This window comes from Fictibacillus sp. 7GRE50 (assembly GCF_015903875.1).
In the GTDB taxonomy this organism is placed as follows: Bacteria; Bacillota; Bacilli; order Bacillales; family Fictibacillaceae; genus Fictibacillus; species Fictibacillus phosphorivorans.
In genome coordinates, this window is the sequence record NZ_JACZDW010000001.1 from 495,340 (window position 1) to 522,103 (window position 26,764).

General features: G+C 39.3%; 27 protein-coding genes and 1 riboswitch. Of the genes, 2 read left to right on the forward strand and 25 right to left on the reverse strand.

Annotated elements, in window-relative coordinates; all coding sequences use genetic code 11:
* Positions 1 to 68 precede the first annotated feature (68 nt).
* Entirely contained in the window at positions 69 to 1,268 is a 1,200-nt protein-coding gene (locus tag IHV12_RS02475; protein WP_197129604.1) for a tyrosine-type recombinase/integrase, read from the forward strand.
* Between the two features lie 147 nt (positions 1,269 to 1,415).
* On the opposite strand, the gene sufB is transcribed toward IHV12_RS02475, so the two are convergent.
* The 16 genes from sufB to IHV12_RS02555 all read right to left on the reverse strand — a co-directional run bounded on the left by sufB (position 1,416) and on the right by IHV12_RS02555 (position 15,768).
* Positions 1,416 to 2,813: a Fe-S cluster assembly protein SufB gene (gene sufB / locus IHV12_RS02480; protein ID WP_137791777.1), complete on the reverse strand. Its 1,398-nt coding sequence runs from the start codon at positions 2,811 to 2,813 to the stop codon at positions 1,416 to 1,418.
* 54 nt (positions 2,814 to 2,867) lie between these two features.
* Positions 2,868 to 3,314 carry a Fe-S cluster assembly sulfur transfer protein SufU gene (sufU, locus tag IHV12_RS02485; RefSeq protein ID WP_197129601.1) on the reverse strand — a complete coding sequence of 149 codons (447 nt, stop codon included), beginning with the start codon at positions 3,312 to 3,314 and terminating at the stop codon, positions 2,868 to 2,870.
* Positions 3,304 to 4,524, reverse strand: coding sequence for a cysteine desulfurase (locus IHV12_RS02490; protein WP_197189696.1), 1,221 nt, complete (start codon positions 4,522 to 4,524; stop codon positions 3,304 to 3,306). Before IHV12_RS02490 ends, sufU begins: the two co-directional genes overlap by 11 nt.
* Complete coding sequence (gene sufD / locus IHV12_RS02495) at positions 4,524 to 5,822, reverse strand: Fe-S cluster assembly protein SufD (RefSeq protein ID WP_197129594.1); 1,299 nt, start codon at positions 5,820 to 5,822, stop codon at positions 4,524 to 4,526. Before sufD ends, IHV12_RS02490 begins: the two co-directional genes overlap by 1 nt.
* A 19-nt stretch (positions 5,823 to 5,841) precedes the next feature.
* The gene (sufC, locus tag IHV12_RS02500) at positions 5,842 to 6,627 is read right to left on the reverse strand and encodes a Fe-S cluster assembly ATPase SufC (protein WP_197129591.1); all 786 of its coding nucleotides are present in this window, start codon (positions 6,625 to 6,627) and stop codon (positions 5,842 to 5,844) included.
* A 241-nt stretch (positions 6,628 to 6,868) separates the two neighbouring features.
* Positions 6,869 to 7,021, reverse strand: coding sequence for a hypothetical protein (locus IHV12_RS02505; RefSeq protein WP_197189697.1), 153 nt, complete (start codon positions 7,019 to 7,021; stop codon positions 6,869 to 6,871).
* A 263-nt stretch (positions 7,022 to 7,284) separates the two neighbouring features.
* Entirely contained in the window at positions 7,285 to 7,665 is a 381-nt protein-coding gene (locus IHV12_RS02510) for a carboxymuconolactone decarboxylase family protein (RefSeq protein WP_197129588.1), read from the reverse strand.
* A 271-nt stretch (positions 7,666 to 7,936) separates the two neighbouring features.
* Complete coding sequence (locus IHV12_RS02515; RefSeq protein ID WP_197129586.1) at positions 7,937 to 8,755, reverse strand: MetQ/NlpA family ABC transporter substrate-binding protein; 819 nt, start codon at positions 8,753 to 8,755, stop codon at positions 7,937 to 7,939.
* Between the two features lie 29 nt (positions 8,756 to 8,784).
* Complete coding sequence (locus IHV12_RS02520; RefSeq protein WP_197129583.1) at positions 8,785 to 9,453, reverse strand: methionine ABC transporter permease; 669 nt, start codon at positions 9,451 to 9,453, stop codon at positions 8,785 to 8,787.
* A complete protein-coding gene (locus IHV12_RS02525; protein WP_197129580.1) occupies positions 9,446 to 10,471 on the reverse strand; it encodes a methionine ABC transporter ATP-binding protein in 1,026 nt (341 codons plus the stop codon). The genes IHV12_RS02520 and IHV12_RS02525 overlap by 8 nt, the downstream gene beginning before the upstream one ends.
* A 312-nt stretch (positions 10,472 to 10,783) precedes the next feature.
* A riboswitch (SAM riboswitch) is annotated at positions 10,784 to 10,914 on the reverse strand.
* Positions 10,915 to 10,993: 79 nt separating this feature from the next.
* A complete protein-coding gene (locus IHV12_RS02530) occupies positions 10,994 to 11,338 on the reverse strand; it encodes a hypothetical protein (protein ID WP_197129577.1) in 345 nt (114 codons plus the stop codon).
* A 120-nt stretch (positions 11,339 to 11,458) separates the two neighbouring features.
* Positions 11,459 to 12,688, reverse strand: coding sequence for an anti-sigma-I factor RsgI family protein (locus tag IHV12_RS02535; protein ID WP_197189698.1), 1,230 nt, complete (start codon positions 12,686 to 12,688; stop codon positions 11,459 to 11,461).
* 90 nt (positions 12,689 to 12,778) lie between these two features.
* A complete protein-coding gene (gene sigI / locus IHV12_RS02540; protein ID WP_197129570.1) occupies positions 12,779 to 13,549 on the reverse strand; it encodes an RNA polymerase sigma-I factor in 771 nt (256 codons plus the stop codon).
* Positions 13,550 to 14,009: 460 nt separating this feature from the next.
* Positions 14,010 to 14,357, reverse strand: coding sequence for a thioredoxin family protein (locus IHV12_RS02545; protein ID WP_197189699.1), 348 nt, complete (start codon positions 14,355 to 14,357; stop codon positions 14,010 to 14,012).
* Between the two features lie 4 nt (positions 14,358 to 14,361).
* A complete protein-coding gene (locus IHV12_RS02550) occupies positions 14,362 to 15,417 on the reverse strand; it encodes a PQQ-dependent sugar dehydrogenase (protein WP_197189700.1) in 1,056 nt (351 codons plus the stop codon).
* A 3-nt stretch (positions 15,418 to 15,420) separates the two neighbouring features.
* Positions 15,421 to 15,768: a toprim domain-containing protein gene (locus tag IHV12_RS02555; RefSeq protein ID WP_066397377.1), complete on the reverse strand. Its 348-nt coding sequence runs from the start codon at positions 15,766 to 15,768 to the stop codon at positions 15,421 to 15,423.
* A gap of 240 nt (positions 15,769 to 16,008) precedes the next feature.
* Between IHV12_RS02555 and IHV12_RS02560 the strand changes: the two genes are divergently transcribed.
* Positions 16,009 to 16,329 carry a general stress protein gene (locus IHV12_RS02560; RefSeq protein ID WP_197129562.1) on the forward strand — a complete coding sequence of 107 codons (321 nt, stop codon included), beginning with the start codon at positions 16,009 to 16,011 and terminating at the stop codon, positions 16,327 to 16,329.
* Positions 16,330 to 16,392: 63 nt separating this feature from the next.
* Here IHV12_RS02560 and IHV12_RS02565 read toward each other — a convergent pair whose 3' ends face one another.
* From IHV12_RS02565 to IHV12_RS02605, 9 genes are all read right to left on the reverse strand, one after another.
* Complete coding sequence (locus tag IHV12_RS02565; protein ID WP_066397384.1) at positions 16,393 to 16,632, reverse strand: YusG family protein; 240 nt, start codon at positions 16,630 to 16,632, stop codon at positions 16,393 to 16,395.
* A gap of 62 nt (positions 16,633 to 16,694) precedes the next feature.
* Positions 16,695 to 17,081, reverse strand: coding sequence for a glycine cleavage system protein GcvH (gene gcvH / locus IHV12_RS02570; protein ID WP_066397386.1), 387 nt, complete (start codon positions 17,079 to 17,081; stop codon positions 16,695 to 16,697).
* A 71-nt stretch (positions 17,082 to 17,152) separates the two neighbouring features.
* On the reverse strand, positions 17,153 to 17,512 hold the full coding sequence (locus tag IHV12_RS02575) for an arsenate reductase family protein (protein ID WP_197189701.1): 360 nt from the start codon (positions 17,510 to 17,512) through the stop codon (positions 17,153 to 17,155).
* A gap of 636 nt (positions 17,513 to 18,148) precedes the next feature.
* Positions 18,149 to 19,933, reverse strand: a complete 1,785-nt coding sequence (locus tag IHV12_RS02580; protein WP_197129555.1) for an acyl-CoA dehydrogenase family protein — start codon at positions 19,931 to 19,933, stop codon at positions 18,149 to 18,151.
* 15 nt (positions 19,934 to 19,948) lie between these two features.
* Positions 19,949 to 21,130 (reverse strand): acetyl-CoA C-acetyltransferase, encoded by a 1,182-nt coding sequence (locus tag IHV12_RS02585; protein ID WP_197129552.1) that lies wholly within the window; start codon positions 21,128 to 21,130, stop codon positions 19,949 to 19,951.
* Positions 21,131 to 21,145: 15 nt separating this feature from the next.
* Positions 21,146 to 23,542, reverse strand: coding sequence for a 3-hydroxyacyl-CoA dehydrogenase/enoyl-CoA hydratase family protein (locus tag IHV12_RS02590; protein WP_197189702.1), 2,397 nt, complete (start codon positions 23,540 to 23,542; stop codon positions 21,146 to 21,148).
* Positions 23,543 to 24,007: 465 nt separating this feature from the next.
* Positions 24,008 to 24,925: a proline dehydrogenase family protein gene (locus tag IHV12_RS02595; protein ID WP_197189703.1), complete on the reverse strand. Its 918-nt coding sequence runs from the start codon at positions 24,923 to 24,925 to the stop codon at positions 24,008 to 24,010.
* Positions 24,926 to 25,312: 387 nt separating this feature from the next.
* On the reverse strand, positions 25,313 to 25,561 hold the full coding sequence (locus IHV12_RS02600) for a DUF2573 family protein (protein WP_197189704.1): 249 nt from the start codon (positions 25,559 to 25,561) through the stop codon (positions 25,313 to 25,315).
* A 35-nt stretch (positions 25,562 to 25,596) separates the two neighbouring features.
* Positions 25,597 to 26,682, reverse strand: a complete 1,086-nt coding sequence (locus IHV12_RS02605) for a copper resistance D family protein (RefSeq protein WP_197189705.1) — start codon at positions 26,680 to 26,682, stop codon at positions 25,597 to 25,599.
* Positions 26,683 to 26,764 lie beyond the last annotated feature (82 nt).

A 26,764-nucleotide genomic window follows, 5' to 3' on the forward strand; every position in this document is an offset into this window, starting at 1 on the left:
ATTAAAAGCAAATTTTATTATTAATCAGGTCTTGTTCAGAGCAAAAATAGAATAAAGGAGATACATGAATGGCTAATTTCCGAAAATTAAGCAGCGGCATGTGGCAAGCACGTGTTTTTAAAGATGGAAAAGTAATGAGTATTGGGACTTTTCGTACCAAAAAAGAAGCCCAAATAGAGGCAAATGCTGTAGAAGAAAAAATTTATTATGGTCACACACTAAATGACAGGGATTTAATGTTTGATGACGTTGTACATGAATGGTTATATAATCATAAAAAATCCTCTGTTAAAGATTCTACTTTTCGACAATTAGAAATCATCGTAAGAATACACATACTCCCTTACTTCGGGAATAAAAAGTTAATTCGAATTAAAAGACCTGAGATTAAGAGATGGATGAATCATTATGCTGAGCTCAAAGATGAAAGCGGACATGAGGTTTACTCCTATGGATCTCGATTAAAATATTTATCAGTACTCAAAAGCATATTCCATTATTCGGTTCACGATATGGAGATATTAGATAAAAATCCAACGAACAAATTGAAAATACCAGTTAAAGATAAAATACAAATTCATAAAGATATTAAATATTATTCTTTAGGTGAGTTACATCGATTACTTGACTTTATGGAAACTTATCAGCATCAAAGGTATCAGGAGTATCGTCTGTACTTTATGCTAATTTATTTACTAAGCCAAACCGGATTAAGAATAAGCGAAGCACTCGCCTTACAATGGACTGACCTTAAGGGTGATAAATTAACGATTGAAAGACAAACTAGCCGTGATGATAACAATAACGCAATGATAACTTCTCTTAAGAATTCATCCTCATATAGAACAATTAAACTTGATGAAAGTTTAGTAGCTGAACTTAAAAAGTTCAAGCTGTTACAAAACCAGATGATTTTACAACACACTCAATTCAAACGCAATAACGACGGAATTATATTCCAAAATTTTCTTGGAAGGTATCTTACACCCTCTATAATACGTGAGACATTTCAGGGGTATTGCACAAAAGCAAATGTCAGTTACAAAGGTACACATGTTTTCAGGCATACACATGCTGTTTTATTACTTGAAGCTGGAGCAAGTATTAAATATGTTTCGCAGCGCCTCGGACATCAAACGATAAAGACGACAGCTGATATTTATTTAGATGTTACGGACAAAATTGAAGCAGATGAACTAAATAAATTCTCAGTTTATACAAAGAGAAATAAAACCACACAAAAAAGAAACGATCCATTCTCTACGTAAAAGACCTTGGTATAAATAAAATAATCCAGGTCTTTTTTAAAACTTAAAAAGCAAAAAAAATTTCGAGTTGGCACAAAGTTGGCACGACATTAATTTACACATAAAAAAGCCTTGGTATATTGCTTATATACCAAGGCTTTTCATCATTTATCCGATTGAACCTTCCATCTCGAACTTGATCAGACGGTTCATCTCTACTGCATATTCCATTGGAAGTTCTTTCGTAAATGGCTCGATGAAGCCCATTACGATCATTTCCGTTGCTTCCTGTTCAGAAACACCACGGCTCATGAGGTAGAACAACTGATCTTCAGAAACTTTAGATACAGTCGCTTCATGCTCTAATGTGATGTTATTGTTCAGAATTTCATTGTACGGAATCGTATCTGAAGTGGATTGGTTATCCATAATCAACGTATCACACTTGATATTGGATTTAGATCCGTCAGATTTACGTCCGAAGTGAGCAATACCACGGTATGTTACTTTACCGCCATGCTTTGAGATTGACTTCGAAACGATTGTAGAAGAACAGTCTGGTGCTAAGTGCAATACTTTAGCTCCAGCATCTTGGTGCTGTCCTTTACCAGCGATCGCGATAGAAAGGATCGTACCTTTCGCTCCGCGGCCTTTCATGATAACAGCAGGATATTTCATCGTTAGACGAGATCCGATGTTTCCATCTACCCATTCCATCGTTGCGTTCTCTTCAGCAACTGCACGCTTTGTAACCAAGTTATAAATGTTGTTTGCCCAGTTTTGAATCGTTGTATAACGGCAGTAAGCGTTCTTCTTAACGATGATCTCTACCACCGCACTATGAAGTGAGTTTGTAGAATAAACCGGTGCTGTACATCCTTCTACGTAGTGTACAGAGCTATCTTCATCTGCAATGATAAGCGTACGCTCGAACTGACCCATGTTTTCAGAGTTGATTCGGAAGTATGCTTGAAGTGGCGTATCACATTTAACGCCTTTTGGTACGTAAATGAAAGATCCACCAGACCATACTGCAGAGTTAAGTGCCGAGAACTTATTATCAGTTGGCGGAATGATCGTTCCAAAATGCTCACGGAAGATCTCTTCGTGCTCTTTTAAAGCTGTATCCGTATCTGTGAAAAGAATTCCTAAGTCAGAAAGGTCTTCTTTCATGTTGTGGTATACAACCTCTGATTCGTATTGTGCAGATACTCCTGCAAGGTACTTCTGCTCAGCTTCTGGAATTCCTAGCTTGTCAAAAGTCGCTTTAATTTCAGCAGGCACTTCGTCCCAAGACTTCTCAGATTTCTCAGATGGCTTAACATAGTACGTAATATCATCAAAGTTTAAGTCCTTCATGTCTCCGCCCCATTGTGGCATTGGCATTTTATAGAACTGCTCTAATGACTTCAAACGGAATTCAAGCATCCATTCAGGCTCGTTCTTCATGCGGGAGATCTCTTCTACGATCTCTTTTGTTAACCCACGCTTCGATCTGAAAATGGAAACGTCTTTATCTCTAAAACCATATTTATATTCGCCGATATCAGGCATTTTCTTAGCCATTACAGAATCCCTCCTTACTGGATTGGCACTCTTTAACTCATTATCAAAAGGAACTTATTCTTCCTCTTCCTCATCTTTTCCTACCCCTTGCTCCATCGCCTTCCACGCAAGTGTGGCACATTTGATGCGAGCTGGAAACTTGGAAACGCCAGAAAGAGCTTCGATGTCACCTAGATCATAGGATTCATCATCATAGTCGTTCCCTAACATCATATCATAAAAAATGTTTGCAAGCTTTACAGCATCTTCGACAGGAAGACCTTTAACAGCCTGTGTCATCATAGAAGCTGATGCTAAACTGATCGAACACCCTTCACCGTCGAACTTAGCCGATTCGATCTTTCCATCTTCTACTTTTAAAGTGAGCTGGATGCGATCGCCGCATGTTGGGTTATTCATATTAATTGTCAGGGCATTATCTTCAATAACCCCTTTATTGCGTGGGTTTTTGTAATGATCCATGATGACCTGACGATATAGCTGATCTAAATTAGAAGACATGACCGAAATACTCCTTTGCTGTTGTTAAGCCTTTAAGAAAAGCATCGATGTCATCTTCAGTGTTATACAGGTAAAAGCTAGCACGTGCTGTTGCTGTAACATCTAACCATTTCATAAGAGGCTGTGCACAGTGATGGCCTGCACGAACAGCAATTCCCTCAGAATCTAAAACGGTTGCTACATCATGCGGATGAACATCATCTAAGTTGAACGTTACAAGTCCTGCTCGTTCTTTTGGACCAAATATCGTAACACCCTCTAACTCTGAAAGTCGCTCCATCGCATAGTCAGCAAGTACATGTTCATGTTTTAACACATTATCAAGACCTACTTCTTCTAAGAAATCAATCGCAGCACCTAGACCGATCGCACCTGCGATGATTGGTGTCCCACCCTCAAATTTCCAAGGCAGCTCTTTCCACGTAGATTCTTGAAGTCCTACAAAATCAATCATCTCTCCACCGAACTCAACAGGATCCATCTTGTTTAGGAGTGCTTTTTTTCCATAAAGCACGCCAATGCCTGTAGGTCCACACATTTTATGTGCTGAAAAGGCAAAGAAATCACAATCGAGATCTTGAACGTCTACTTTCATGTGAGGAGCGCTCTGAGCGCCGTCCACTACCATTACAGCTCCGTTCTTATGTGCGATCGCTGCGATCTCTTTGATCGGGTTGATCGTTCCTAATACGTTCGATACCTGCATAACTGAGACGATCTTAGTATGCTCTGTAACTGTATTTTCAACATCCACAAGATCAATCGTGCCATCCGGCTGTAAAGGAATGTACTTAAGCGTTGCACCAGTGGTTTTCGCAACTTGCTGCCATGGAATGATGTTGCTGTGATGCTCCATTGGAGTGATTACAATCTCATCACCTTCTGACAGGTTTGCCATACCATAGCTTCTTGCTACCGTATTGATCGCTGTTGTTGTACCACGTGTAAAGATAATCTCCTGAGTGGATTTTGCACCGATAAAACGGCGTACCTTTTCACGCGCTCCTTCATAACCATCTGTAGCACGAGTTCCAAGTGTATGAACACCACGGTGAACATTCGAGTTGTACTCTTTGTAATATTTATCTAAAGCTTCAATAACTTGTATCGGTTTTTGTGAAGTAGCTGCACTGTCAAGGTAAACGAGAGGTTTGCCGTTAACTTCCTGATCCAGGATAGGAAACAGCTTTCTCCATTCGTTTGCACTCATTAGCGCACTTTCCTTTCAATAACCTCGACTAAACGATTTTTAACAGATTCTAAAGGCATCTGACTAACGACTGGTGCTAAGAATCCGTGAATGATCAAACGTTCAGCTTCAGCTTTTGAAATACCACGACTCATCAGATAGAACATTTGAAGAGGGTCGATTCTTCCAACTGAAGCAGCATGACCTGCTGTAACATCATCTTCATCGATCAAAAGGATCGGGTTCGCATCCCCACGCGCTTTTTCACTTAACATAAGTACGCGTTCAGTTTGCTCACCATGAGATTTTGTAGCACCGTGCTCGATTTTTGTAATACCGTTAAAAATTGAGCTCGCACTATCTTTCATTACCCCATGAGTAAGGATATAACCTTCAGAATGTTTTCCGTGGTTAAAGATTTGCGCTACGAAGTTTTGCTTTTGATCACCGCGTCCGATTGTTACAGTCTTCGTATCTGTAAAAGATCCATCACCGATCAAATGAGTTGTGTTGTCAGAAACCGTATTTCCGTCATTAAACTGACCAAGCGCCCACTCGATGCGAGCATCTTTCTCAGCACGGCCTCTACGGTTCACGTATGTTGTCATTCCTTTTGCAAGGTTATCTACGGCACCATAAACGACTTTTGCACCGCTGCCTGCATATACTTCAGACACGATGTTTGCTACTGAATCTGTAGCATCGTTCGTTGATAAGTAGTTTTCTACATACGTTACTGAGCTGTTATCCTCTGCTGCAACGATAACGTGGTTGAAGATCGCTGCTTCATCGTCTTGATAATAAACCGCTTGAATAGGAGCAGAAAGTTCCACGTTCTTCGGAACATAAAGAAATGCTCCATTAACGAATAGTGCTGCATGAAGGGCTGGCAAACGGTTCTCATCAACCGCAACAGCTTTCATAAAGTACTTTTTCACTAGATCTTCATGCTCTTTTGCAGCTGTTAGAAGATCTGTGTAAATAACACCTTGTTCTTTTACCGACTCTTCAAGTGCAAAATAAACTGGTGTTCCATTATGGATAACAAGAACATTCTTCGCTTCTTCTTCAGAACCGATCAATGCCTTAACATCTTCAGGAAGTTCATTGAACGCAACAGGAGTGCCAGTTGCTTCATGTTTGAATTCTGTAAAGTTCCATTTATCGATTTTAGTTTTGTCCGGTTTAGGCATTGGAAGCTCTTGAGCTAATTCCAATGCTTGCAAACGAAGTTCCTGCAGCCAAGCGGGTTCCTGTCTGCTGCTTGAAAAACCGGTTACGTAGTCCTTATCAAATCTTAGGCTCGTATCAACTGACATGTATAGTCCCCCTTAATGCTTACGCTTCTTGACCAACAGTTTCGTCTTTAATTCCTAGCTCTTCTTTAATCCAGTCGTACCCTTCAGCTTCAAGACGTTGAGCTAATTCAGGTCCACCAGATTTTACAATACGCCCTTGCATCATCACGTGTACTTTATCAGGAGTGATGTAGTTCAATAGACGTTGGTAGTGAGTGATGATCAAGCAACCGAAATCCGGGTTACGCATTTCGTTAACACCTTTAGCTACAACTTTAAGAGCATCGATATCAAGTCCTGAATCGATCTCATCAAGGATTGCTAATTTTGGCTCAAGCATCATCATTTGAAGAATCTCATTACGCTTCTTTTCTCCACCAGAGAATCCTTCGTTTAAGTAACGGTGAGCGAACGCATTGTCCATCTCAAGATGATCCATCTTTTTATCTAACTCACGGATAAATTTCATTAGAGAAATTTCGTCGCCTTCTTCACGCTTTGCATTGATTGCAGAGCGAAGGAAATCAGCGTTTGTAATACCGCTTACTTCTGAAGGGTATTGCATAGCTAAGAACAGACCAGCTTGTGCACGCTCATCAACTTCCATCTCTAAAAGATCTTCACCGTTGAACGTAACTTTACCAGAAGTTACTTCATATTTAGGGTGTCCCATTAACGCTGCAGAAAGAGTAGACTTTCCTGTTCCGTTTGGTCCCATGATCGCATGGATCTCGCCACCATTTATTTCGAGATCTAAACCTTTAATAATCTCTTTATCTTCAATAGATACACGAAGATCTTCAATCTTTAAATTAGGTGCTGACATAATACAACCTCCATTAAGAAATCATTCTTAAGATTTTGATAAAAGGCACAAAATAGCCATTCTCAATTTATTCTCATTCTAATCTTATAACAAATGAAATGTATGTTCAAGGGAACGAGCTGTTTACTTTTCCATTGTTGTCATTTTAATTGTACATCAGTCACAAGATTTGAAAAAAGGCTGACTCATTAGGCGGTAGACCACCTTATGAATCAGCCTTTTGTAATTTTAAGTTCATATGTTACGGCGTATGATTTCTGTTCGCATTTGCCGCTATTTCTAACCCTTTTTTGTATTCCATATCTCGGACCTTCTCAACATCTAGGCGTTTTTCCAAATCCCTCTCATACTCTGCAAAACCACAGCCATGTGACTGGTGCATTGCTTTTTCCATCTCGGACGTATGTTTTACTTTAATGGGGTGGATAATGAATCAATCCTTTCAAAGTTAAAGTTAGTTAACAATAATAGCGTATCAGCATCACTCATTTTGCTCAATCCGTTATCCAAGTGAAATCACCTTGCATACCAGTGCATGATGATTCCTATTGAAAACAGATGTGACTTCCTATGTTATCCTGCTAAATGCGCTATATTACTTCCATTACCTTATTAGGATGATTTCAAAACATGTAAGTGTGGAATTTAGACTTTCTTTTAATGACGCGGGTTATTTAATTCTTTAATGCATTCTTGAACAAGGGTCACACCTTGGCTCATAGCCGCTCCGCCGCCAAATGCTGCAGAAACACCCACAGCCTCAAGAATTTCATTTTCCGAGCACCCTTGATCTAAACAACCTTTTGTATGATAGATGATGCAATATTCATCTTGAGAATAGATGCTGATTCCTAAAGCGATCAACTGCTTATACTTCTCAGAGATCTCACCTTCTTTAAAGCAATGGCGTGTAAATTCATTATAAGCATGTGTAAGTTCAGGCATATTCTCATTGTATTTCCCTAAGCCTTCTTTATAGCGGATCAGGTGATATTGCGTTGAATTCGATCCGGGTAGCGGCTGTTCTTCTTGTTTCATTTCATTCACTCCTGTCAAAATAGTAAACAGGTTTAGTATGGGTCATTCGCAAGCTGGTTATGTAATAAATGTTCGTAAGTTTTTGTCGAAAAGCCTATAAATGACTTTGAAGGACTATAAAAAATTTTGCGGCCTATAAATTAAGTTCAAGGGCCTATAAATGGAATCGCAGGGTCTAAAAGTTAGTTTGAAGGACTATAAAGTGTTGTTGATCGATCTTTACTCAAAAAAAGAACTGACTTTAATCTCAAAGTCAGTTCTTTATAGAAAATTATTCTGTTACTGGCACTACTGCACCTTCATATTTCTTCTTAATGAAATCTTGAATCTCTTTAGAACGTAAAACTTCTACTAAAGCTTTAACAGATTTCTTATCTTTATCTCCTTCACGAACCGCGATGATGTTTACGAATGGAGAATCAGATCCTTCTAATGCGATCGCATCCTTTTGAGGATTTAATCCAGCATCGATCGCGTAGTTTGTGTTGATTAGTACGGCATCGCCTTCACCGTTCTTGTAGGCTTTTGGAAGCATACCCGCATCAACATCTGCTTTAAATTTAAGCTTCTTAGGATTTTCTACAACATCCTTAATTTGTGCTTCTGCTCCAGCACCTTCTTTAACTTTGATCAATCCTTCTTTTTCAAGTAACCCAAGCATACGGCCATGATCTGCTACTGAGTTAGACATGATAATTGTTGCGCCCTCAGGCAGCTCATCTAATGACTTATACTTTTTAGAATAGATTCCGATCGGCTCAAGGTGGATGCCACCTGCGTTTTCGAATTTGTATCCGTGATCTTTCATTTGAGACTCTAGATAAGGAACGTGCTGAAAGTAGTTCGCACCGATTTCTTTTTCATCTAAAGACTTGTTTGGCAGTACATAATCTTGGAACGTTTTGATCTCAAGTTCTACACCTTTTTCTTTCAAAAGAGGTTTTGCTTCTTCCAAGATTTCAGCATGTGGTACGTTTGAAGCACCTACAATGATCTTCTCGTCGCTGATTCCGCCTTCTGTTTTGTTCCCGCAAGCAGCAAGTGCTGCAACAAGAACGGTTAATATAAGAACAGATAATACTTTTTTCATATGAACTTCCTCCTTGTTGTCTTAAAACGTTATCTCTTATCTAATGCTGTTGTAATGCGGTCACCGATCCATTGGATGACGAAAACGATGACTAAGATAAGTGCAGTTGAAATTAATGTTACATCCGCGTTGTCTCTTTGGTAACCTTCCATATAAGCCAAGTTTCCTAAACCACCAGCACCAACAACTCCAGCCATCGCTGTATAACTTACGAGTGCAATCGCGGTTACAGTGATACCAGAAACAAGAGCCGGCGTACTTTCGGGAATAAGAACTTTAAAGATAATCTGAGCGTTTGTAGCACCCATTGATTTCGCTGCTTCGATTACCCCTTTATTAATCTCTCTCAAAGCGATCTCTACCATACGTGCATAAAATGGCGCAGCACCTACGATTAATGCAGGGAGTGCAGCTTCAGCTCCAAGCATCGTTCCTACGATTAAACGTGTAAAAGGAATCAATAAGATGATTAAGATAATAAACGGAATCGATCGAAACACGTTAACGATTATAGCAATTACGCTGTTTAAAAACTTATTCCCCCACAAGTTTCCAGGAGAAGTTAGAAATAACGCCAATCCTAGAGCCAGTCCTAGGAAAAATGTAATCACTACAGAGATGGCTGACATATATAAAGTTTCATTTGTCGCTTCTAATAGAACATCCCATTGGACATTCGGAAACCATGTACTAAGCATTATGAATCACCTCTACTTCAACCTGCACACTGTTTAAAAATTCCATTGCACGAGCTAGTGCAGATTCTGTACCTTTAATCTGAATGAACAACGTCCCATAAGGTCCATTCTGAGTTTGCGTAATCTTTCCTTGTAGAATATTTACATCTACCTCATACTTACGAATCAGTTCCGTAATTAATGGCTGTCCTGCTCGTCCACCGATAAAAGTAAGTTGGACAATTCGGCCTTCCGGAAACTCAGAAATAAACTGTTTGATCGTGTCGACTGTTTCTTCAGGTTCTGTTACTTGTTTCACAAAATCCTTCGTGATTGGTTCTGTCGGGTTTTTGAAGACATTTAGGACATCGCCTTCTTCCACTACTCTCCCCTGTTCCATAACGGCTACACGGTGACAGATCTTTCTGATTACATGCATCTCATGTGTGATAAGAACAATGGTCAGATCTAATTTTTGATTGATCTCTACAAGCAGATCAAGAATGCTGTCAGTTGTTTTAGGGTCGAGTGCAGAAGTTGCTTCGTCACATAAGAGAACTTTCGGCTCATTCGCAAGCGCGCGTGCGATACCTACACGTTGCTTCTGCCCTCCACTTAGTTGCGACGGATAAGAACCACCACGACCTTCCAATCCAACTAGGTCGATCAGCTCATCAACACGCTGTTTGATCTTAGCTTTTGGATAACCCGCAATCTCAAGAGGAAAAGCAATGTTTTCTCTTACCGTGCGAGACCATAATAAGTTAAAGTGCTGAAAGATCATTGAAATTTCTTGTCGTGCTTCTCTTAACTTTTTTGATGACAGCTCAGACATGTTCTTGCCGCCAATCGTAACCGTACCGCTAGTCGGTCGCTCTAGCATGTTTAGGATGCGGATTAGTGTACTCTTACCTGCACCACTGTATCCGATGATTCCGTAAATCTCTCCTTGTTTTATGTTTAAATCTACCGTATCAACAGCCTTTACTTCACCATCTTTGGTTTGAAAGACTTTACGGACTGCCTGTAAATTAATCAAGATTCTTACCTCATTTCTTATCTAAATATTGGCTCATATAGAAAACGTTGCATTGGTTTGCTTAAGTGTTCCCTTCATCGATAAGTTGATTGTAGTGGAAGGTGCGAGACTCCTACGGGATCAGCGGGACAGGTGAGACTCTTAACAGCGCATAGCGCTAAGAGGCTCACCGCACGCCCCGTGGAAAGCGAGCATCCTGTAACGGAAATTAACTACTCCCAAGAGCTTCAATGTAAAACGAAAACATTAAACAAAAAAATGCCTCTCTGCTTCAATATGAGCAGAAAGGCATATTATATTCTATGCACGTTCTCCTCATCTCCCAAGACTACTTAGAGCCTTGCAGGAATTGGCACCTTTCTAGTTCATCATTCATAAGAATGCAATGATCTAGCGGTTGCCGGGTTTCATAGGGCCAGTCCCTCCACCTCTCGTGATAAGTAAAAAAGTGTTACTTTATTAAATTAAAGCGATGCATATTTGAATCACTGTGAAGAATATTATCATCCATGTCGATTCGTGTCAAATATTTTTAGCAGTTCGAACGAGTACACCGGCGGATATCTCTTCCCAATGGGAGCTTAAGTAAAAAATCGCTTCCCATTTTAAGCGTTGTCTGAGTGTTCCCTGAAACTCAATCATCTCTTGTCTCAATAAAGTACTCAGCTTCATTTTCCCCTCAAGCAACATACATAGATATTTCGGATTCCCAGTAAACGTGACTGTTCTGTTCCGCTCTCCTTCTCTGTATTCAATTTTCAGCGTCGTTTCGTCCTTACATTTAAAGCTAGGCTTTACCGGGATATTATAAAGAGAAAGATACGGACTTTTTGCTATTTGACTTTCAAAGTAACGGATATCCAACATAAAAAATCCCCCCGAATTGGTTGTTACTTCACCGATTCTAGAGGAATATTCATATACCTTTATAAACCCTTCGACAGCAGCAAGGAATCGTAATTGGTATTACGACATGTTATCTCATAATTAGTGTTTATGTTTCTTTTCTTGCTTTCGATGTTCACCTTTGGAACGCTTATGATCATCATTAGAATGCCTGTCTCCATTCCATTGCTGTCTCTGTTCATGTTTATTACGGTCATTTTCTTTTTGTCGCTTGTTATGATTCTTATCCTGATATCTGTTTTCTTTTCTATGCTCTTTATTCTGATTGTAATTCCTATCATGGTTTTGTGCTCTGACAGGTTCCTTAATCTTTTTAGGTTCTACTCTTTGCTCTTTTTGCTGAATATGATTTCTATTGTTATTTTGATCATTCCTTTTGCCACGCTCTTTGCTGTTACGTTTTTCATTCGTATTCTTTTGAGGCTTCACAAGGTTTTTCTCGGTCGGTTTAACTGAGCTTTGGTGATCCGATTTTTTTTCTTTATTATTTACTGGCTTTACCTTGACCTCATGAGGTGCAGCCTTTATTTTACGAGGATGTGGTACGGATTTAATATTTTTAGAAGAAGTAGTATTCACTTTAAGCTCTTGAAACTTCACTTCTTTAATCTTTTCTTCTTTAAGATGCTTATCGTTCTTCGTTGCTTCTTGGAATGCTGTATATTTACCTGAAGATACGCCTAATTGTTTCGCCTTATCGCGAACTTCTTCGTTTGTTTCAGAAACAGTAATCGCTACAGGGTATTGAACGACAGCTTTTTTAACAATTGAATCCAATGCATGATCCAATTCCTGCTTCGTTTTCTTATCACTGGATTTATCGGATACTGTAGTGATAAGCATGGACTGATTCTCTTCCATATAGCCTTCTCGCTGATAAGCTTTGATCAGTTGATCCGCGAATACTTCAAACGGCATACGATCATCTGTAGAAAAATTGTATTTCTTAATGATTTTTTTTGCTTCGTCATTAAAAGCATCCATTTCAACCACTCGCATATTATCATCTACGCCAACCTCAAGGCTTGGATTGATATCAAAGCTAACATAAGCAGCCGCGGCAGAATGGCTGCTGTTGGGTAAAAGACCTGAAATAAAAAGAAATGCAATTAATGCTGCCACTGAAAACGAAATAGATGGCAGCACAAAAAGACTTCTTTTTTTGTGTGAAAAATAAGAAGCCTGATACTCATTACCTATAAGAGGTCTTTTACCTGCTGGTACTCTTACTGTGACAAAAGTTCCGTCCTTCATGAGAAGAGTTGCTTTTTTATTCTGAACTTCAATAACGATGCCGCTGCCGTTCTTCAATGATATCCCTCCCGCATGTAGCAGGATCAGTATAAATTACAGGCAAGAGAACATTACATTCCCTTGCCTAGTAACCTTATTTACCTCACCTTATGGCTGAATGTATGATTTCAGCGCTTGAAAATCGCCTAAATATATAAGTGATACTGCTATTATATACTTTCGATTTCTCTCTATGGTTTTACGACTACAGGATACCATATTTAATAAATCTTTTATTGGTAATTGCTTTTTTTCTTTTAGAAACGCGGCAAGTTCTTCGTTCTCAGCTAAAAGACGAGCAATTTCTTTTGCATTTTCGCGAGCATCCACATGCTTCGGACAATGCTTACTTAATACTTTAAAGTTCAATCCGAACGTTTTTAATAACTTTTGATACTCTTCGATCTCATAAACGCGATTCTCAACTTGAATCTGGTCTTCAAAATGATCCATCGCAGCTTTTTGCTCTGCATAACTTTCTTCTAAGCGACCTTCTTCATCTTCTTCATCTGGCTGTAAGAATATCAGTCTGTTCTGACGGACTTCTTTACGAATGTAATCAATAACTCTTCGTCTGATAACCATATCGGCGAAGGACAAGAAACGGCTACCTTGACCTTCTTGGTATTGATCAATCGCTTCGTTGAAGGCAAAAAGACCTACACTAAACTCGTCCATCGTACGATCTATATATTGACTGCAAACTTTCGATGTTACTTTTTTAATGAATGGTTGGTAATCACCGATCAGTTCGTTTCTTAGTTTCTCATCGTCTCTTTCTTGGATCGTTAGAACTTTATCTTCTATACTTGTTAATTTATTGTTCGATAATTTATTTTTTCCAATAGGAAATACTGCATTTAAATTTAAAGATGCCATGTTTATCAATCACCTCTGTTAAAGAATTGCTTTACATTTTGTTTCGTTTATTAGTGAATCGTATATTTTTATCTCAAAAATAAAATCATTCTTATTTACCACAATAAGCTAGGGAGCAAACATGCAAACAAGCTCTCCTATTCATTTATACCATGACTTTTGACATTTGTAGGATACAGTTCTATAACAATATTACAGCGTCCGTAACATTTGTGACGTTATCGTTAAAGTACTGAATTTGCAAAACAAACTGATAATTGTTCAAATACCTTGATAAACCCCTCTACTAAGGTCATCAGCGTTATTTCAAAATAAAAAAAAACACCCTTTATTGTTACAAAAGGGCGAGTGAACGACATTAAATTCCCATATTTTTCTTGAGATTTAACCCCCGAAAAATAAGTTTTTTTGTAGAATTAGACGATGAAATGAAAAATGTGGGGTATATCCCACATTTTTTTCACCCTTTATATTCCTTTTCCACTAGTTTTAACATGGATTTATATATATTTCCCGCAGATTGAAGTGCATAAATACGATCGATTGCAATTCCTCTAGAAAGAATGAGTAAACATGGCACGCTTGTTACCCCATACTTGGATGCAAGCTCGGGCATCTCATTAATATTACTAACACCTACAGCTATATTTACGTCTTTTTGAACACGTATTGTTTCAACTGCTACCTCAAACATTCTTTTTCCCATTTTACAAGTTCCACAAAGCGGAGTCTCTAGGTATAAAAAGTACGGATTCTGCAGTGATTGTTCAATAACGGTGTTCCAATTTTTTCGAGTGATTTCTTTCATGGTACTACTCCATTACATTTTTTAGTGAAACTTTTAGCAGCACATCATCATCGCTCGACGGCTGTCCTCTACCATCTTTGTTATTCGTAACAACATACATGTGATTATCTTCAATAAGGATATCACGAATGCGCCCTTTATTGGAAACAATAGTGGTTATCTTCTTAGAAGACGTGTTAACCTTTATGACACTTTCGCCTCTCAATGCTGCAACAAACAGATAACCGTTTTTGTAATCGATGCCTGAGGGTGCCCACGTTTCACGACCAGAGTGAACCCACGGTGATTCTAACCCTTCCTTTTTTTCGTCACCACGAATGATCGGCCATCCGTAATTTTTACCCGGATCAATTTTATTAATCTCATCATAGTTAGATGAGCCATGTTCAGCAGCAAACATCTTACCTTCATCATCCCATGTCATTCCTTGTGGATTCCGATGACCGTATGTATAGACCGGTGAAGGATAGAACGGGTTGTCCTCTGGAACAGAACCATCATTATTCATTCTTAAAATTTTCCCAGCCAGACTGTTTAGATTTTGGGACAGCTCTTCTTCGCCACTATCACCCGTTGTGATATATAGCTTTCGATCTGGTCCCCACTCCATTCTTCCTCCATTGTGTGTGTAGCCTCCTGGAATATCATCTAGCAGGATTCTGATTTCTTTCCATTCATTATTTTCAAAACGCATCTCGACAATCCGATTAACTAAACGATTCGATTTTTCATATGTATAATATCCATAAGCTTTTTTATTACTGTCGTAATTTGGGTCTAATAGAAAGCCAAGAAAACCTCCTTCCCCGTCATCAGCTATAGCTTCTGAAAATTTTGGGGAATAAGAGGTCTTTTTTTGTTTTGGCCCTAGTAAAACAAGCCCCCCAGTTCGTTCACTGATCCACATTTGTTTTGGGGTGCTGTTTATTTGCCACGGAATATTTAAATTTTTGCTCACGACATCTTTAGAATTCGTTTTTACTTCATCTTTATTTGAAGGACTGCAACCACTCACTAGGCAAAAGGTAGTTAGAAGACTCAACCAGTTCTTTTTTTTCATGGCTTATCCTAAACAATTCTTTTGAATATTAAAGTGTGCACCTACCAATACCTTTGCGAGGTACATTAGAGGTGTTTTTGCAACTTCTCTGTACATCTTATTAATATATAAATGCTCTGCATTAGGCAATTCACGTTGCAGTTGTTTTCTTAGTTTATGGCCAGCATCATCAGCATCGACCAAGATATATACATCTCGATCCTCAATGGCTAATGCAAGCTCTTCTAATTTATCCAAACCTAAAGTTCCATTCGTACAAATAATTTCAACCGGTTCATCCAAGATTGCGGCTAACTTATCCTTATCAGATTTACCTTCGACAATGATTACTTTGTTTTTGATTTCATTCATTACTCATCTCTCCTATACTTTGAAGACTATAAAATGAATGCATCGCTTAGATTATATATTTGCTTTATTTTATTAAAATCCTGCAAGAGATGTTCTTTATTACTATACCCCTTTTTCCTATTTTCCTACCTATTTCTGTTCGGTGTATGCGTTTAGTACTAATTCGCCTCAAACGTGTTTGACATCCTGTTATAAAAGGGAATTTAGGAGTCATAAAACGAATATTGGAGGAGTCATCACATGGCAAAAACAGAACCTAAAATGAGCCGAGCTGATGCAGGCAGATTAGGCGGCGAGAAAACATCCAAATCACGAGGAAAAGAATTCTATCAACAGATCGGAAAAAAAGGCGGTACCTCCACATCAAAAAAACATAGCACAACTTTCTTTCAAGAAATCGGGAGAAAAGGTGGGAGCTCTACCTCTAGTACACATAATAAAACGTTTTATCAAGAAATCGGAAAGAAAGGCGGTACGGCCACATCCCAAAACCAGGATAAAAGTTTTTATCAAAAGATCGGCTCAAAAGGTGGGAGTGCCGAACGAAACAAACAGATCTAAAATCAAAAAGAGGATGATTGCCAAGATAGATCACATTGACATCATCCTCTATTGATGCTGAAATCAGCACCAACCCTTATCACATTCATCCACATACTTTGATGGATTTGGTAATTCTACAGGTTTTTCACGTTTATAAATCTTGTCTGCATCAAATTCAAACCCCTCAGCCATCTCGTACATGTTCCCTTGATTCGTAAAGCGGATCTGGCCAATTTCATCCTTATCCAAATAAAGGGACATTGATCCACCCTTCATTTTACCAAAAACTCTTGATGTAACATCTCGTCTATCTTGGTTCATAAAAAAATCCCTCCAAAAAAGAATAGCAATATGTCTATTCTTTCCTGAAGAGATTGATTTCATTAATCTTCTTTGATTAATTCTTCGTACTGTTCAGCAGTCATTAACTTTTCAACCTCAGATGCATCTGAAAGTTCTACTACAACCATCCAAGCTTTTTCATATGGAGACTCGTTAACAAGTTCAGGGCTATCATCAAGGTCTGCATTTACTTCTACAACTTTTCCAGATACAGGCGCATATAACTCAGAAACAGTCTTAACAGATTCTACGCTTCCGAAAGGCTCGTCCGCAGTAAGCTCATCTCCAACTTCAGGAAGTTCAACGAATACGATATCTCCTAGTTCGTCTTGCGCAAATGCTGTAATACCGATACGAACTTTATTGCCTTCTTCTGTTTTAGTCCACTCGTGCTCTTCTGAATAGCGTAATTCTTTTGGAAATTCCATGTGTAATCCCTCCAGCTTTTCTTGGTTTTATAATAACTACAATAAATGATTTATCGCAGTCAGTAACATTTTTATTTTTTCCATGTGTTATCGTAATGATCTTCTTTAAATCCTACTGTGACTTGCTTGCCATCAGTTGCGATCGGTCTTTTAATAAGCATGCCATCACTTGCTAAGATTTCGAGCAGTTCTTCTTCTGTAGCTGTTTTCATCTTTTCTTTCATACCCAACTCACGATACTTCATTCCGCTCGTATTAAAGAACTTCTTGATCTCTAGACCACTAAGATCGATCAATTTCTTAAGTTCCTCAGCAGAAGGCGGGCTCTCCACAATATGTATAGGCTCAAAGGCTACATCATTTTCTTTTAGCCATTTTTTTGCTTTTTGGCAAGTTGAGCATTTTGGATATTCATACACTTTCAGTAGCATTATATCACCCCTTCTCATAGTACCACAAACTAGTGTTACCAATAAAACAAGAAATTCTGCACGTTGGCTAATTTCTTATATCAGGATGTAATGTGACGTGCAATGAAGGATATGAGAGGGAGATTTTCATGATTTTAATGAGGATGTGGATGGGGGTATATTCATGTGTGGTAATTGTCGAGGATTGTAGACTCGCGGATAAACAGCTGAAACTTTTGGATTGGGAGCTAAAATTCGTGGATAAACTGTCTATATTTGTGGATTAAAGCCGTTTTTTTGTGGATTCAGTTTCAGAATACGCCTACATACCCTATTAGGTATCCTCTAAAATCCAGTTCGGCACCTAAAAACTGCAGCTTATCTGGGTATTTTTCGATAGCTAAAATCAAAACTTACTTTGTTAAGCTTCTCCTTAAAGATAATCGCTTTCCAAACTCATTTTTATTATCAACTGTAACAGTTGATTGAAGTACAAGGTATGATACTCCTACCGTACACGCTGAACGCGAGCGCTCGGAAACTAAACCATCAGCTTCCACTACAACATAAGCCTGTTAAAACAAAAAAAGCCCTCCTACAAATGCAGGAGGGAAAGATAAGATATTTTGAAGGTTAGCGTAAATAAATACAGATCAATTAAACGATATAGCGTTCTTCTTCAAGAAGCTGAACCGCGAGTTCTCGCTTCTTCTTAATCACATTAATTGGTGTATGGCGCGTTAGTTTCTTTAACGCGGACAGCATCATGCGGAGCATATCGCCTTCTTCTACGGCAATGATGGATTCTTTAGCATGTGCTTCAATGCGGTTGAATGCTTCTTGGCAATACACTTCTGTATATAACAGTTTTTGTTTTGCCTTTTCAGCTCCAGATCTTTCGATTGCTTTTTCAGTACGCAGTAGAACAGATTCCATGTTGTACACTTCACTAATGATATCTGCTAAGTTCGACAATACTTCTTGCTCTTGCTCTAACTTAGGTCCGAACTTCTGAACCGTTAATCCAGCTGTCATCAAGAAAATTTTCTTAGCCATAGAAACAAGGTATTTTTCCTGATCCAAGCTTTCCGTACCTACTTCAACAGGCATTAACATCATAAGCTCTTGTTGAAGCTGAGTTGCTTTTTGAATAAGCGGAAGTTCGTTCTTCATCGCTTTTTTCACAAGCGTTCCTGGTACTAATAAACGGTTGATCTCGTTCGTTCCTTCAAAGATTCGGTTGATACGAGAATCGCGGTATGCACCTTCAATCTCATATTCAGACATAAAGCCGTACCCACCATGAATCTGAACGCCTTCATCTACTACATAATCCAACACTTCTGAAGCTGATACTTTGTTCAGTGAACATTCGATCGCATACTCTGCGATTGCTTTCGCTAACTCACGTCCGTCTTTTTGCTTTTCTTCAGATAAAGCGCCTAGACGGTTTTCAAATAGACCTACCGTTCGGTACACAGAACTTTCAGCTGCATACGTTTGGACAGCCATGTTCGCAAGCTTTTCTTGAATTAAGCTAAAAGAACTGATTTTACGCTTGAACTGTTGACGCTCGTTCGCGTATTTTACAGATACTTCAAATGCTCGTTTTGCAGCTCCTACACATCCTAATGCAAGCTTGTAACGGCCGATGTTTAGAATGTTAAACGCAATCAGATGTCCCTTTCCTGCTTCCCATAACAGATTTTCCTTTGGTACTTCTACATCTTCTAGGATAAGCGTACGCGTTGAAGAACTCTTGATTCCCATCTTCTTTTCTTCTGGTCCTGTGGAAACGCCTTTATAATCTCTTTCAACGATGAATGCTGTGAACTGCTCACCATCGATCTTTGCGTATACGACGAAAACGTCAGCAAACGCAGAGTTTGTGATCCACTGCTTTTCACCGTTCAATACATAGTGAGTGCCTTCAGCGTTAAGCTTTGCTGTCGTTCTTGCGCCAAGTGCATCAGATCCAGAACCTGGCTCAGTTAATGCATAAGCTGCGATCTTCTCACCAGTTGCTAGTTCAGGTAAGTATTTTTTCTTTTGTTCTTCGTTACCAAAAAGAACGATTGGTAGTGATCCAATTCCTACGTGTGCTCCATAACTAATTGAAAAGCCGCGTCCGCGTGCGAACTTTTCAGTGATGAGTGAAGAAGAAATCTTATCTAGACCTAATCCGCCATATTCTTCAGGTACATCTGCTCCTAGTAGACCTAGCTCTCCCGCTTTAGTTAATAATTTTCGAGAAACAGTAAAATCGTGATCTTCCATCTTTTCAAGTTGAGGAACAACCTCTTTCACAACGAAATCTTCAGTTGTTTTCGCGATCATCAAATGTTCTTCTGAAAAATCCTCAGGTGTATAAATATCTGCTGCGGAAACATCTTCGATTAAAAAGCTTCCACCAATGATTTGTTTTTCTGCTGTATTCGACATGTTTTCTCCTCCTTGTTATCCTACTAGTTCAAATACGCCTGCTGCTCCCATGCCACCACCGATACACATCGTAACAACTCCGAATTGTTCGTTGCGACGCTTCATCTCATGTAAAAGAGTTAATGTGAGTTTAGTTCCAGAACAACCTAGCGGATGGCCAAGTGCGATCGCACCACCATTCACGTTTACTTTATCTTCTGGAAGGTTCAGTTCACGAATGACTTGAACGCTCTGAGAAGCAAATGCCTCATTCAACTCGAACAAGCCGATGTCTGAAATTTCTAATCCTGCCATTTTTAAAGCTTTCGGAATGGCCGCAACAGGACCTACTCCCATGATGTCTGGAGCTACCCCAGCTACTGCAAAAGAACGGAATTTCAATAATGGCGTTAAACCTTCTGCTTCTGCTTTTTCTCTGTTCATCACAAGAACTGTTGCAGCGCCATCACTTGTTTGTGAAGAGTTCCCTGCTGTTACAGAACCAGTTGGTGTGAATGCCGGACGAAGCTTACTAAGTACATCAACGGTTGTTCCAGCACGGACACCTTCATCTACTGACACAGCAACCTCTTTTTCAACTAACTTTGATTGCTCATCTAACCAGCGTTTCATAACATGTACAGGAACGATCTCGTCGTTAAACTTCCCGTCTTTAATAGCTGCCGCTGCTTTTTGATGACTTCTTACGGCGAATTCATCTTGATCTTGTCTTGAGATGCCAAAACGTCTAGCTACTTCTTCCGCTGTATGACCCATGCCCATATAATATTGCGGCACCGTCTCAACTAAGTAAGGGTTAGGCTTTACGACATGACCTACTACAGGAACAAGGCTCATGGATTCAGCTCCGCCTGCAAGAATCGCTTCGGCTGCACCTAGCATGATTTTTTCTGCTCCGTACGCAATACTTTGCAGACCCGATGAACAAAAACGATTGATCGTAATCGCTGGTACAGTTTCAGGCAATCCTGCTCTAGCACCGATCAGACGAGCCATGTTCATCCCTTGTTCTGCTTCAGGAACGGCACATCCGATGATTAAATCATCAATCTCTCCGTTATAATCGCCTGCACGCTTCAACGTTTCTTTGATGGTTACCGCTGCTAGTTCATCTGGTCTCATATGTGCAAAAGAACCTTTTTTCGCTTTACCAACCGCTGTCCTAGCACCTGCTACTATTACTGCCTCTTTTAACATTGAGTTCTTCCCCCCTTAGTTTCTTAGCGGCTTGCCTTTAACAAGCATGTGCTGCATTCTTGCCTGGCTTTTTGGTTCTCCAGCTAGACTTAGGAACGCTTCTCTCTCCAAATCTAGTAAGTATTGTTCGTCTACCAATGTTCCTTCTGGTACCCGTCCTCCAGCGAGAACAAAGGCTAGTTTCTTTGCAATTTTTAAATCGTGCTCTGAAATATATTGGCTGAAGTGCATCGTCTGTGCTCCTAGTGCCAACGTTGCATAACCGGCTTCACCTACAACAGGAATCTTCTTTCTTACAGGCGGTGTATAGCCAATCCCTTCTAATGCAAGCACTTGTGTTTTCGCATCATGTAAGAGATGGTCACCGTTTACGGAGATGCTGTCTTCTTTTCGTAAGAACCCTAGCTTGCGTGCTTCTTGAGCTGAAGTTGAAACTTTAGCCATCGCAATCGTTTCAAAGGCTTGGTTCGCAACTTTTTGCAGATCTCCCTTAGCACCTTCTGGCAGCTGCTCTAATAAACGAAGATAAAGCTCTTTGTTTCCGCCTCCGCCCGGAATCAAGCCGACTCCTGTTTCAACAAGCCCCATGTACGTTTCAGATGACATTTGAAGTCTTGCTGCAGGAAGAGATACTTCAACTCCGCCGCCTAGCGTCATTCCGAAGTTAGCCGCAACGACAGGTTTTGCACTGTAGCGAACTCTTGCCATCGCTTGTTGGAATTGACGAACCATCATATCCAGTTCAAAGAAATTGTCATCTTGAGCTTCCATAAGGATAAGCATCAAGTTAGCACCAACACAGAAGTTCTTACCTTGGTTACCAATCACTAACCCTTTGTAATTCTTTTCAACTTCATCGATCGCCTGATGAAGCATCATGATGATTTCTGGTCCGATCGCATTGTTTGGAGAATTGAACTCAAGGCCTGCAACATCATCACCAAGATCGATTAACGTAGCCCCGCCATTCTTTGTGATCACATTGCCTTTTTCTTTTAAACGGCTTAAATGAACGACTTTTTTGTTCTCTTCCACAGGAAGATATCTGCCGTGGTGGTAATAAGAGCGATCACCGTCTGATTTTGTGTAGAAAGAATTCTTTTCTGATTGAAGAAGCTCTTCTACCCAACCAGGAATTGTCTCTCCTTCAGATTTCATTCGTTCTACAGATTGGGGTACACCGATCGCATCCCAAATCTCAAATGGACCATGCTCCCATCCGAATCCCCATTTCATCGCTTGGTCAATCGCAACAAGATCATCGGCGATTTCATAACACTTTTCCGCAGAATATAATAGAACCGGTTTAATGATGTCCCACAGCAGTTTACCTGCACGATCATCACTGTATAAAAGCGCTTTCACTTTTTGGTTTGTTGTCTTCATTTGTTTAGCTGCTTCGAGTGTAGCTGTTTTCATTTTGGAGCGCGGTTTATATTCCAACGTAGCAGGATCGAGCTCTAAGATTTCACTGCCTGCTTTACTTTTTTGTTTAAGATAGAAGCCTTGACCTGTCTTGCTTCCAGTCCAGCCTTTGTCTACCATTTCGTTTAAGAAATCAGGGATTTCGAACACTTCTTTTTCTTTTCCGTCAACTTGCTCATAAACATTTCTCGCAACATGAAGGAACGTATCCAATCCAACAACATCAAGCGTTCTAAACGTTGCAGATTTAGGACGGCCGATCAAAGGACCTGTAACCGAATCAACTTCACCGACACTATAACCTTGCTTCATCATCTCTTGCATTGTAACCATCAATCCATACGTTCCGATGCGGTTCGCGATAAAGTTAGGCGTATCCTTCGCTTCAACGACTCCTTTTCCTAGTACGTTCTCACCAAAGCTGCGCATGAATTGAACAACTTCTGGTTTTGTATCTTCGGTTGGGATGATCTCAAGAAGCTTTAAGTATCTTGGTGGATTAAAAAAGTGCGTCCCTAAGAAGTTTGCTTTAAAATCTTCAGAACGTCCTTCAGCCATCGCAGAAATCGAGATTCCAGATGTGTTAGACGTTATAATACTTCCTGGTTTTCTATATTGATCGACTTGTTCAAAAAGTTTTTGTTTCACATCAAGGCGTTCAACTACTACCTCAATGATCCAGTCTACATCTTTTAATTTTTCAAGATCATCGGTAAGGTTACCGATCGAGATTAATTCGAGATTCTCTTTAACAGCAAGTGGAGCTGGTTTTTGCTTTAATAGTTTTTGTGTGGCAGATAGAGTAAATTTGTTGCGGAATGCAGGATGATCTTCCGTTATCCCTTTTGCTTTTTCCTCTTCACTTAAAGAAGGCGGTACAATATCCAATAATAATGTTGGTATTCCGACGTTTGCTAGATGAGCGGCTATGCCTGATCCCATTACACCAGAACCCAGTACGGCAGCTTTACGGATTTCACGAGACAAGATGGTCTTCCTCCTTTATTGAATGAATACTCATTCATTTTTTCTCCATAAAAAAAATTTGTTACCCTATATCCAATATAAAATATATTCTGAATTTTAGCAATAGTAGAGGTTTTTTTCTTTTCTAAACTTTCATTTATATCTTATGCAGGAAGGTTGCCTATAGTTTTTCTAGTGGATTTGATGTCTTTTAATAAGGCTGTTTTCGTATTCATTGTTGCTTTTGAAAGAAGTTGATTTTCCGTTCTAGATGCTCGCTTTCTGCGGGGGCGAGCGGTAAACCACTTCTCGCTTCGCGCGGGTAAGTGTCTCACCTGCTCACTCGTTCTAGCCGAGAGTCTCGCATTTGCCACTCCAATCAACAGACAAAGAAGAAAAAGATTTGAAGCAACAATCCTTAGAAAACAGCATGAATAAAATAAGAGGAGCCTGTGTTTAAGACAGACTCCTCTTGATTACTACTATTTATTTTCCAAACACACCTTTTAATACGAACACAACGTTTGCCGGACGTTCAGCAAGACGTCTCATAAAGTAACCGTACCAGTCGTTTCCGTATGGTACATAGATTCGCATCTTGTAGCCTTCTTGCATCAGTTGGTCTTGTCGCTCTACACGAATTCCGTACAACATTTGAAACTCAAATTGATCATATGGGATGTTGTGTTTTTCAACCAAGTCTTTTGTATATTGGATGATCTCATCATCATGTGTTGCAATCGCGGTATAGTTTCCGTTCAATAGATGAGTTTCGATCAGCTTTCTAAAGTTATTATCTACATCGCTCTTTTCCGGGTATGCGACAGTTTGAGGCTCTTTGTAAGCACCTTTTACTAATCGCAGATTCGGATGATATTCATCTAACGTTTGAACATCTTCTAGTGAACGATACAAATAGGCTTGAATAACAGTTGAGATGTTATCATACTCACTCTTTAGCATCTTAAACACTTCAAGCGTTTTTTCACAACGAGAATAGTCTTCCATGTCGATCGTTATAAAAACATTATGTTTTGTAGCTGCATCCATAATCTTTCTCATGTTGCTCAACACGAGTTCATCACTAATGTCTAGTCCCATGGAAGTCATTTTTAGAGAAAGCTGTGAATCAAGCTTTTCTTTACTGATGGCTTTAATTGCATCTATACAATGCTGAGTCATTTCGGCAGCTTCTCGTTCGTTGTCAACAAACTCACCAAGATGATCGATCGTAACAGGCATTCCCTTTTCGTTCAAACGTTTGATAGCAGAAATAGAACTATCAAGTGTTGCACCTGCCACAAAACGGCCTGCTCCGAAACGTAGACCGTATCTTTTAGCAAGGTTAGTTAACGATTTATTTTTAGCAAGAAATAAGAAAAAATTGCGCATGAGTTGTTCCAATCCAATTACCCCCTAGTACCCTTAAAATATTAAATAAGATTGGTTAAATTCTTTCTATGTTGTAACCGCTTTAAATATATCATTTTTTTTGCGAATATTGTCGATTTTGCAATATTAAAAATATTTTTCATGTAAAAAATGAATTAATCATGTCTTACTGCTATTTTTACGGTAAATGTTTTATGTTTCTAACATGTTCGCCGGTAAATGGCTGAGTCTCACCGATACAAGACAATGTTTCACCGCCAACACCTTACGCTCCAGCTAAAAAACGTCCACTCACTACCTGTAACTACTAACTACCTTCATATCACTGATAGTATCAGAAAAGGAATGGCATACAAAAGAAAAGACAGTCTATATGACTGCCTCTATGTTATATCTTATTTATTTCTGTTCATTTCGGTGCTTTTCGTTCAATTCTTTAATCTCATGAACTAGATTCTTCATCGCTTCCTTGGCATCTGGGTATTCTTCATTCCAATGCTTTACTAATGGAGGCATACTTTTTGCGATGAATGAATATAGAGCATAAGATTTCACCATCTCTATATGTTTTGGATCTGAACTTCCTACGAGAAGCTCAGCATATTTCTCCATTAGACCATCCAACTGTAGTTGTAATTTATCATCCATGGCTAACTACCCCCTAGAATCATTCAAAACATTTCTTATAGTGATACAGAAGACATGATGGCTAAATAAATCGCCATCGCTGCCAACACTGAAGCGACTACTGCAAGTATCATACTTTTGTTTCGCTTTATCGTGGCAAGTATAGATAATACAAGTACTATAGCAAATGCTAGCCAAACGAGACTCATCATCGAGAAGCTGAATGACAGCATCGGATTATCTCCTGGGATTAAACCAGTAGAAAAAGTAAACAGCTTAGATGGATCTTCCATCTTTAACGTATCGGCTACATCATGAGGTGGTGTTTGCTGAGTCATTAACGCTGTTGCTACAAATGCAGAAAACAATAAAATTCCTTCTGCTTTAATCCATTTGTTAAGTGATAATCCACTTTTTCCTTGATCTAATTTCTTTTTTAACCATATTCCGTTTATGAGACTATAAATAACGATGATAAACAATAGAATGTGTTTGATCAACAGTGCTTGGCCGTAGTCCAACAAGTAGCTGTTCAAATATTCAGGAACAATATAGTTCATCAACCACAATCCAGCACCGATCACGGTTGCTAAACAGGCAACAGCCAATGGCGTGAACCATTTATAAAAGGACAGGCTGGGTCCTTCTCCTTTGCTGAAATATCCGGTTACGAGTAGAACCCCCGACCATGTGATCACAGCTATAAAATGTAAAGAGTGAGCCAAGAATCCTAACGATTCTAAACTTGCTGCATGACTCGCATATCCAACGGAAACTCCCATCCCCGCTATCAAAAAGACGGCTAATCCGGCAAAGAATCGATCTTCTTTAATATCATTAAATAAAACCATAAAAAACAATAACACGGAGATACCGGTTAAGAAAAGCCAACCCTTTCCTACTTCAAAACTAAAAACGATGTTCTGAAACGTCAACCAATATCCGAAATCCTCTCCAAGATGCATCGTAAGCCTCATAAGCTCTCCGATGCCAAACAAAGGGATTAAAGCAACTAAAAGTAAGATAAGCTTTTTTGAAATATAGATTTCCGGACGATTTCCTCGTGGAACTGAATATAGAATAAACGCACCCATTAATAAGGCAAAACAAACATATAACATGGCTTTAGCGACAATAAACATAAAATTGAACTCCTTCACAACAATCTATGCTTATTGTATCAGGGAATCGGAAAGGAACAAAAATTAAGAATGACAATAAAAT

Bases quoted from the DNA above. Each gene is read 5' to 3' on its own strand.
- IHV12_RS02475 (WP_197129604.1), top strand. From the start codon at position 69: ATGGCTAATTTCCGAAAATTAAGCAGCGGCATGTGGCAAGCACGTGTT.
- sufB (WP_137791777.1), bottom strand. From the start codon at position 2,813: ATGGCTAAGAAAATGCCTGATATCGGCGAATATAAATATGGTTTTAGA.
- sufU (WP_197129601.1), bottom strand. From the start codon at position 3,314: ATGTCTTCTAATTTAGATCAGCTATATCGTCAGGTCATCATGGATCAT.
- IHV12_RS02490 (WP_197189696.1), bottom strand. From the start codon at position 4,524: ATGAGTGCAAACGAATGGAGAAAGCTGTTTCCTATCCTGGATCAGGAA.
- sufD (WP_197129594.1), bottom strand. From the start codon at position 5,822: ATGTCAGTTGATACGAGCCTAAGATTTGATAAGGACTACGTAACCGGT.
- sufC (WP_197129591.1), bottom strand. From the start codon at position 6,627: ATGTCAGCACCTAATTTAAAGATTGAAGATCTTCGTGTATCTATTGAA.
- IHV12_RS02505 (WP_197189697.1), bottom strand. From the start codon at position 7,021: ATGGAAAAAGCAATGCACCAGTCACATGGCTGTGGTTTTGCAGAGTAT.
- IHV12_RS02510 (WP_197129588.1), bottom strand. From the start codon at position 7,665: ATGAAACAAGAAGAACAGCCGCTACCCGGATCGAATTCAACGCAATAT.
- IHV12_RS02515 (WP_197129586.1), bottom strand. From the start codon at position 8,755: ATGAAAAAAGTATTATCTGTTCTTATATTAACCGTTCTTGTTGCAGCA.
- IHV12_RS02520 (WP_197129583.1), bottom strand. From the start codon at position 9,453: ATGCTTAGTACATGGTTTCCGAATGTCCAATGGGATGTTCTATTAGAA.
- IHV12_RS02530 (WP_197129577.1), bottom strand. From the start codon at position 11,338: ATGTTGGATATCCGTTACTTTGAAAGTCAAATAGCAAAAAGTCCGTAT.
- sigI (WP_197129570.1), bottom strand. From the start codon at position 13,549: ATGGCATCTTTAAATTTAAATGCAGTATTTCCTATTGGAAAAAATAAA.
- IHV12_RS02545 (WP_197189699.1), bottom strand. From the start codon at position 14,357: ATGAAAGAAATCACTCGAAAAAATTGGAACACCGTTATTGAACAATCA.
- IHV12_RS02550 (WP_197189700.1), bottom strand. From the start codon at position 15,417: ATGAAAAAAAAGAACTGGTTGAGTCTTCTAACTACCTTTTGCCTAGTG.
- IHV12_RS02555 (WP_066397377.1), bottom strand. From the start codon at position 15,768: ATGAATGAAATCAAAAACAAAGTAATCATTGTCGAAGGTAAATCTGAT.
- IHV12_RS02560 (WP_197129562.1), top strand. From the start codon at position 16,009: ATGGCAAAAACAGAACCTAAAATGAGCCGAGCTGATGCAGGCAGATTA.
- IHV12_RS02565 (WP_066397384.1), bottom strand. From the start codon at position 16,632: ATGAACCAAGATAGACGAGATGTTACATCAAGAGTTTTTGGTAAAATG.
- gcvH (WP_066397386.1), bottom strand. From the start codon at position 17,081: ATGGAATTTCCAAAAGAATTACGCTATTCAGAAGAGCACGAGTGGACT.
- IHV12_RS02575 (WP_197189701.1), bottom strand. From the start codon at position 17,512: ATGCTACTGAAAGTGTATGAATATCCAAAATGCTCAACTTGCCAAAAA.
- IHV12_RS02580 (WP_197129555.1), bottom strand. From the start codon at position 19,933: ATGTCGAATACAGCAGAAAAACAAATCATTGGTGGAAGCTTTTTAATC.
- IHV12_RS02585 (WP_197129552.1), bottom strand. From the start codon at position 21,130: ATGTTAAAAGAGGCAGTAATAGTAGCAGGTGCTAGGACAGCGGTTGGT.
- IHV12_RS02600 (WP_197189704.1), bottom strand. From the start codon at position 25,561: ATGGATGATAAATTACAACTACAGTTGGATGGTCTAATGGAGAAATAT.
- IHV12_RS02605 (WP_197189705.1), bottom strand. From the start codon at position 26,682: ATGTTTATTGTCGCTAAAGCCATGTTATATGTTTGTTTTGCCTTATTA.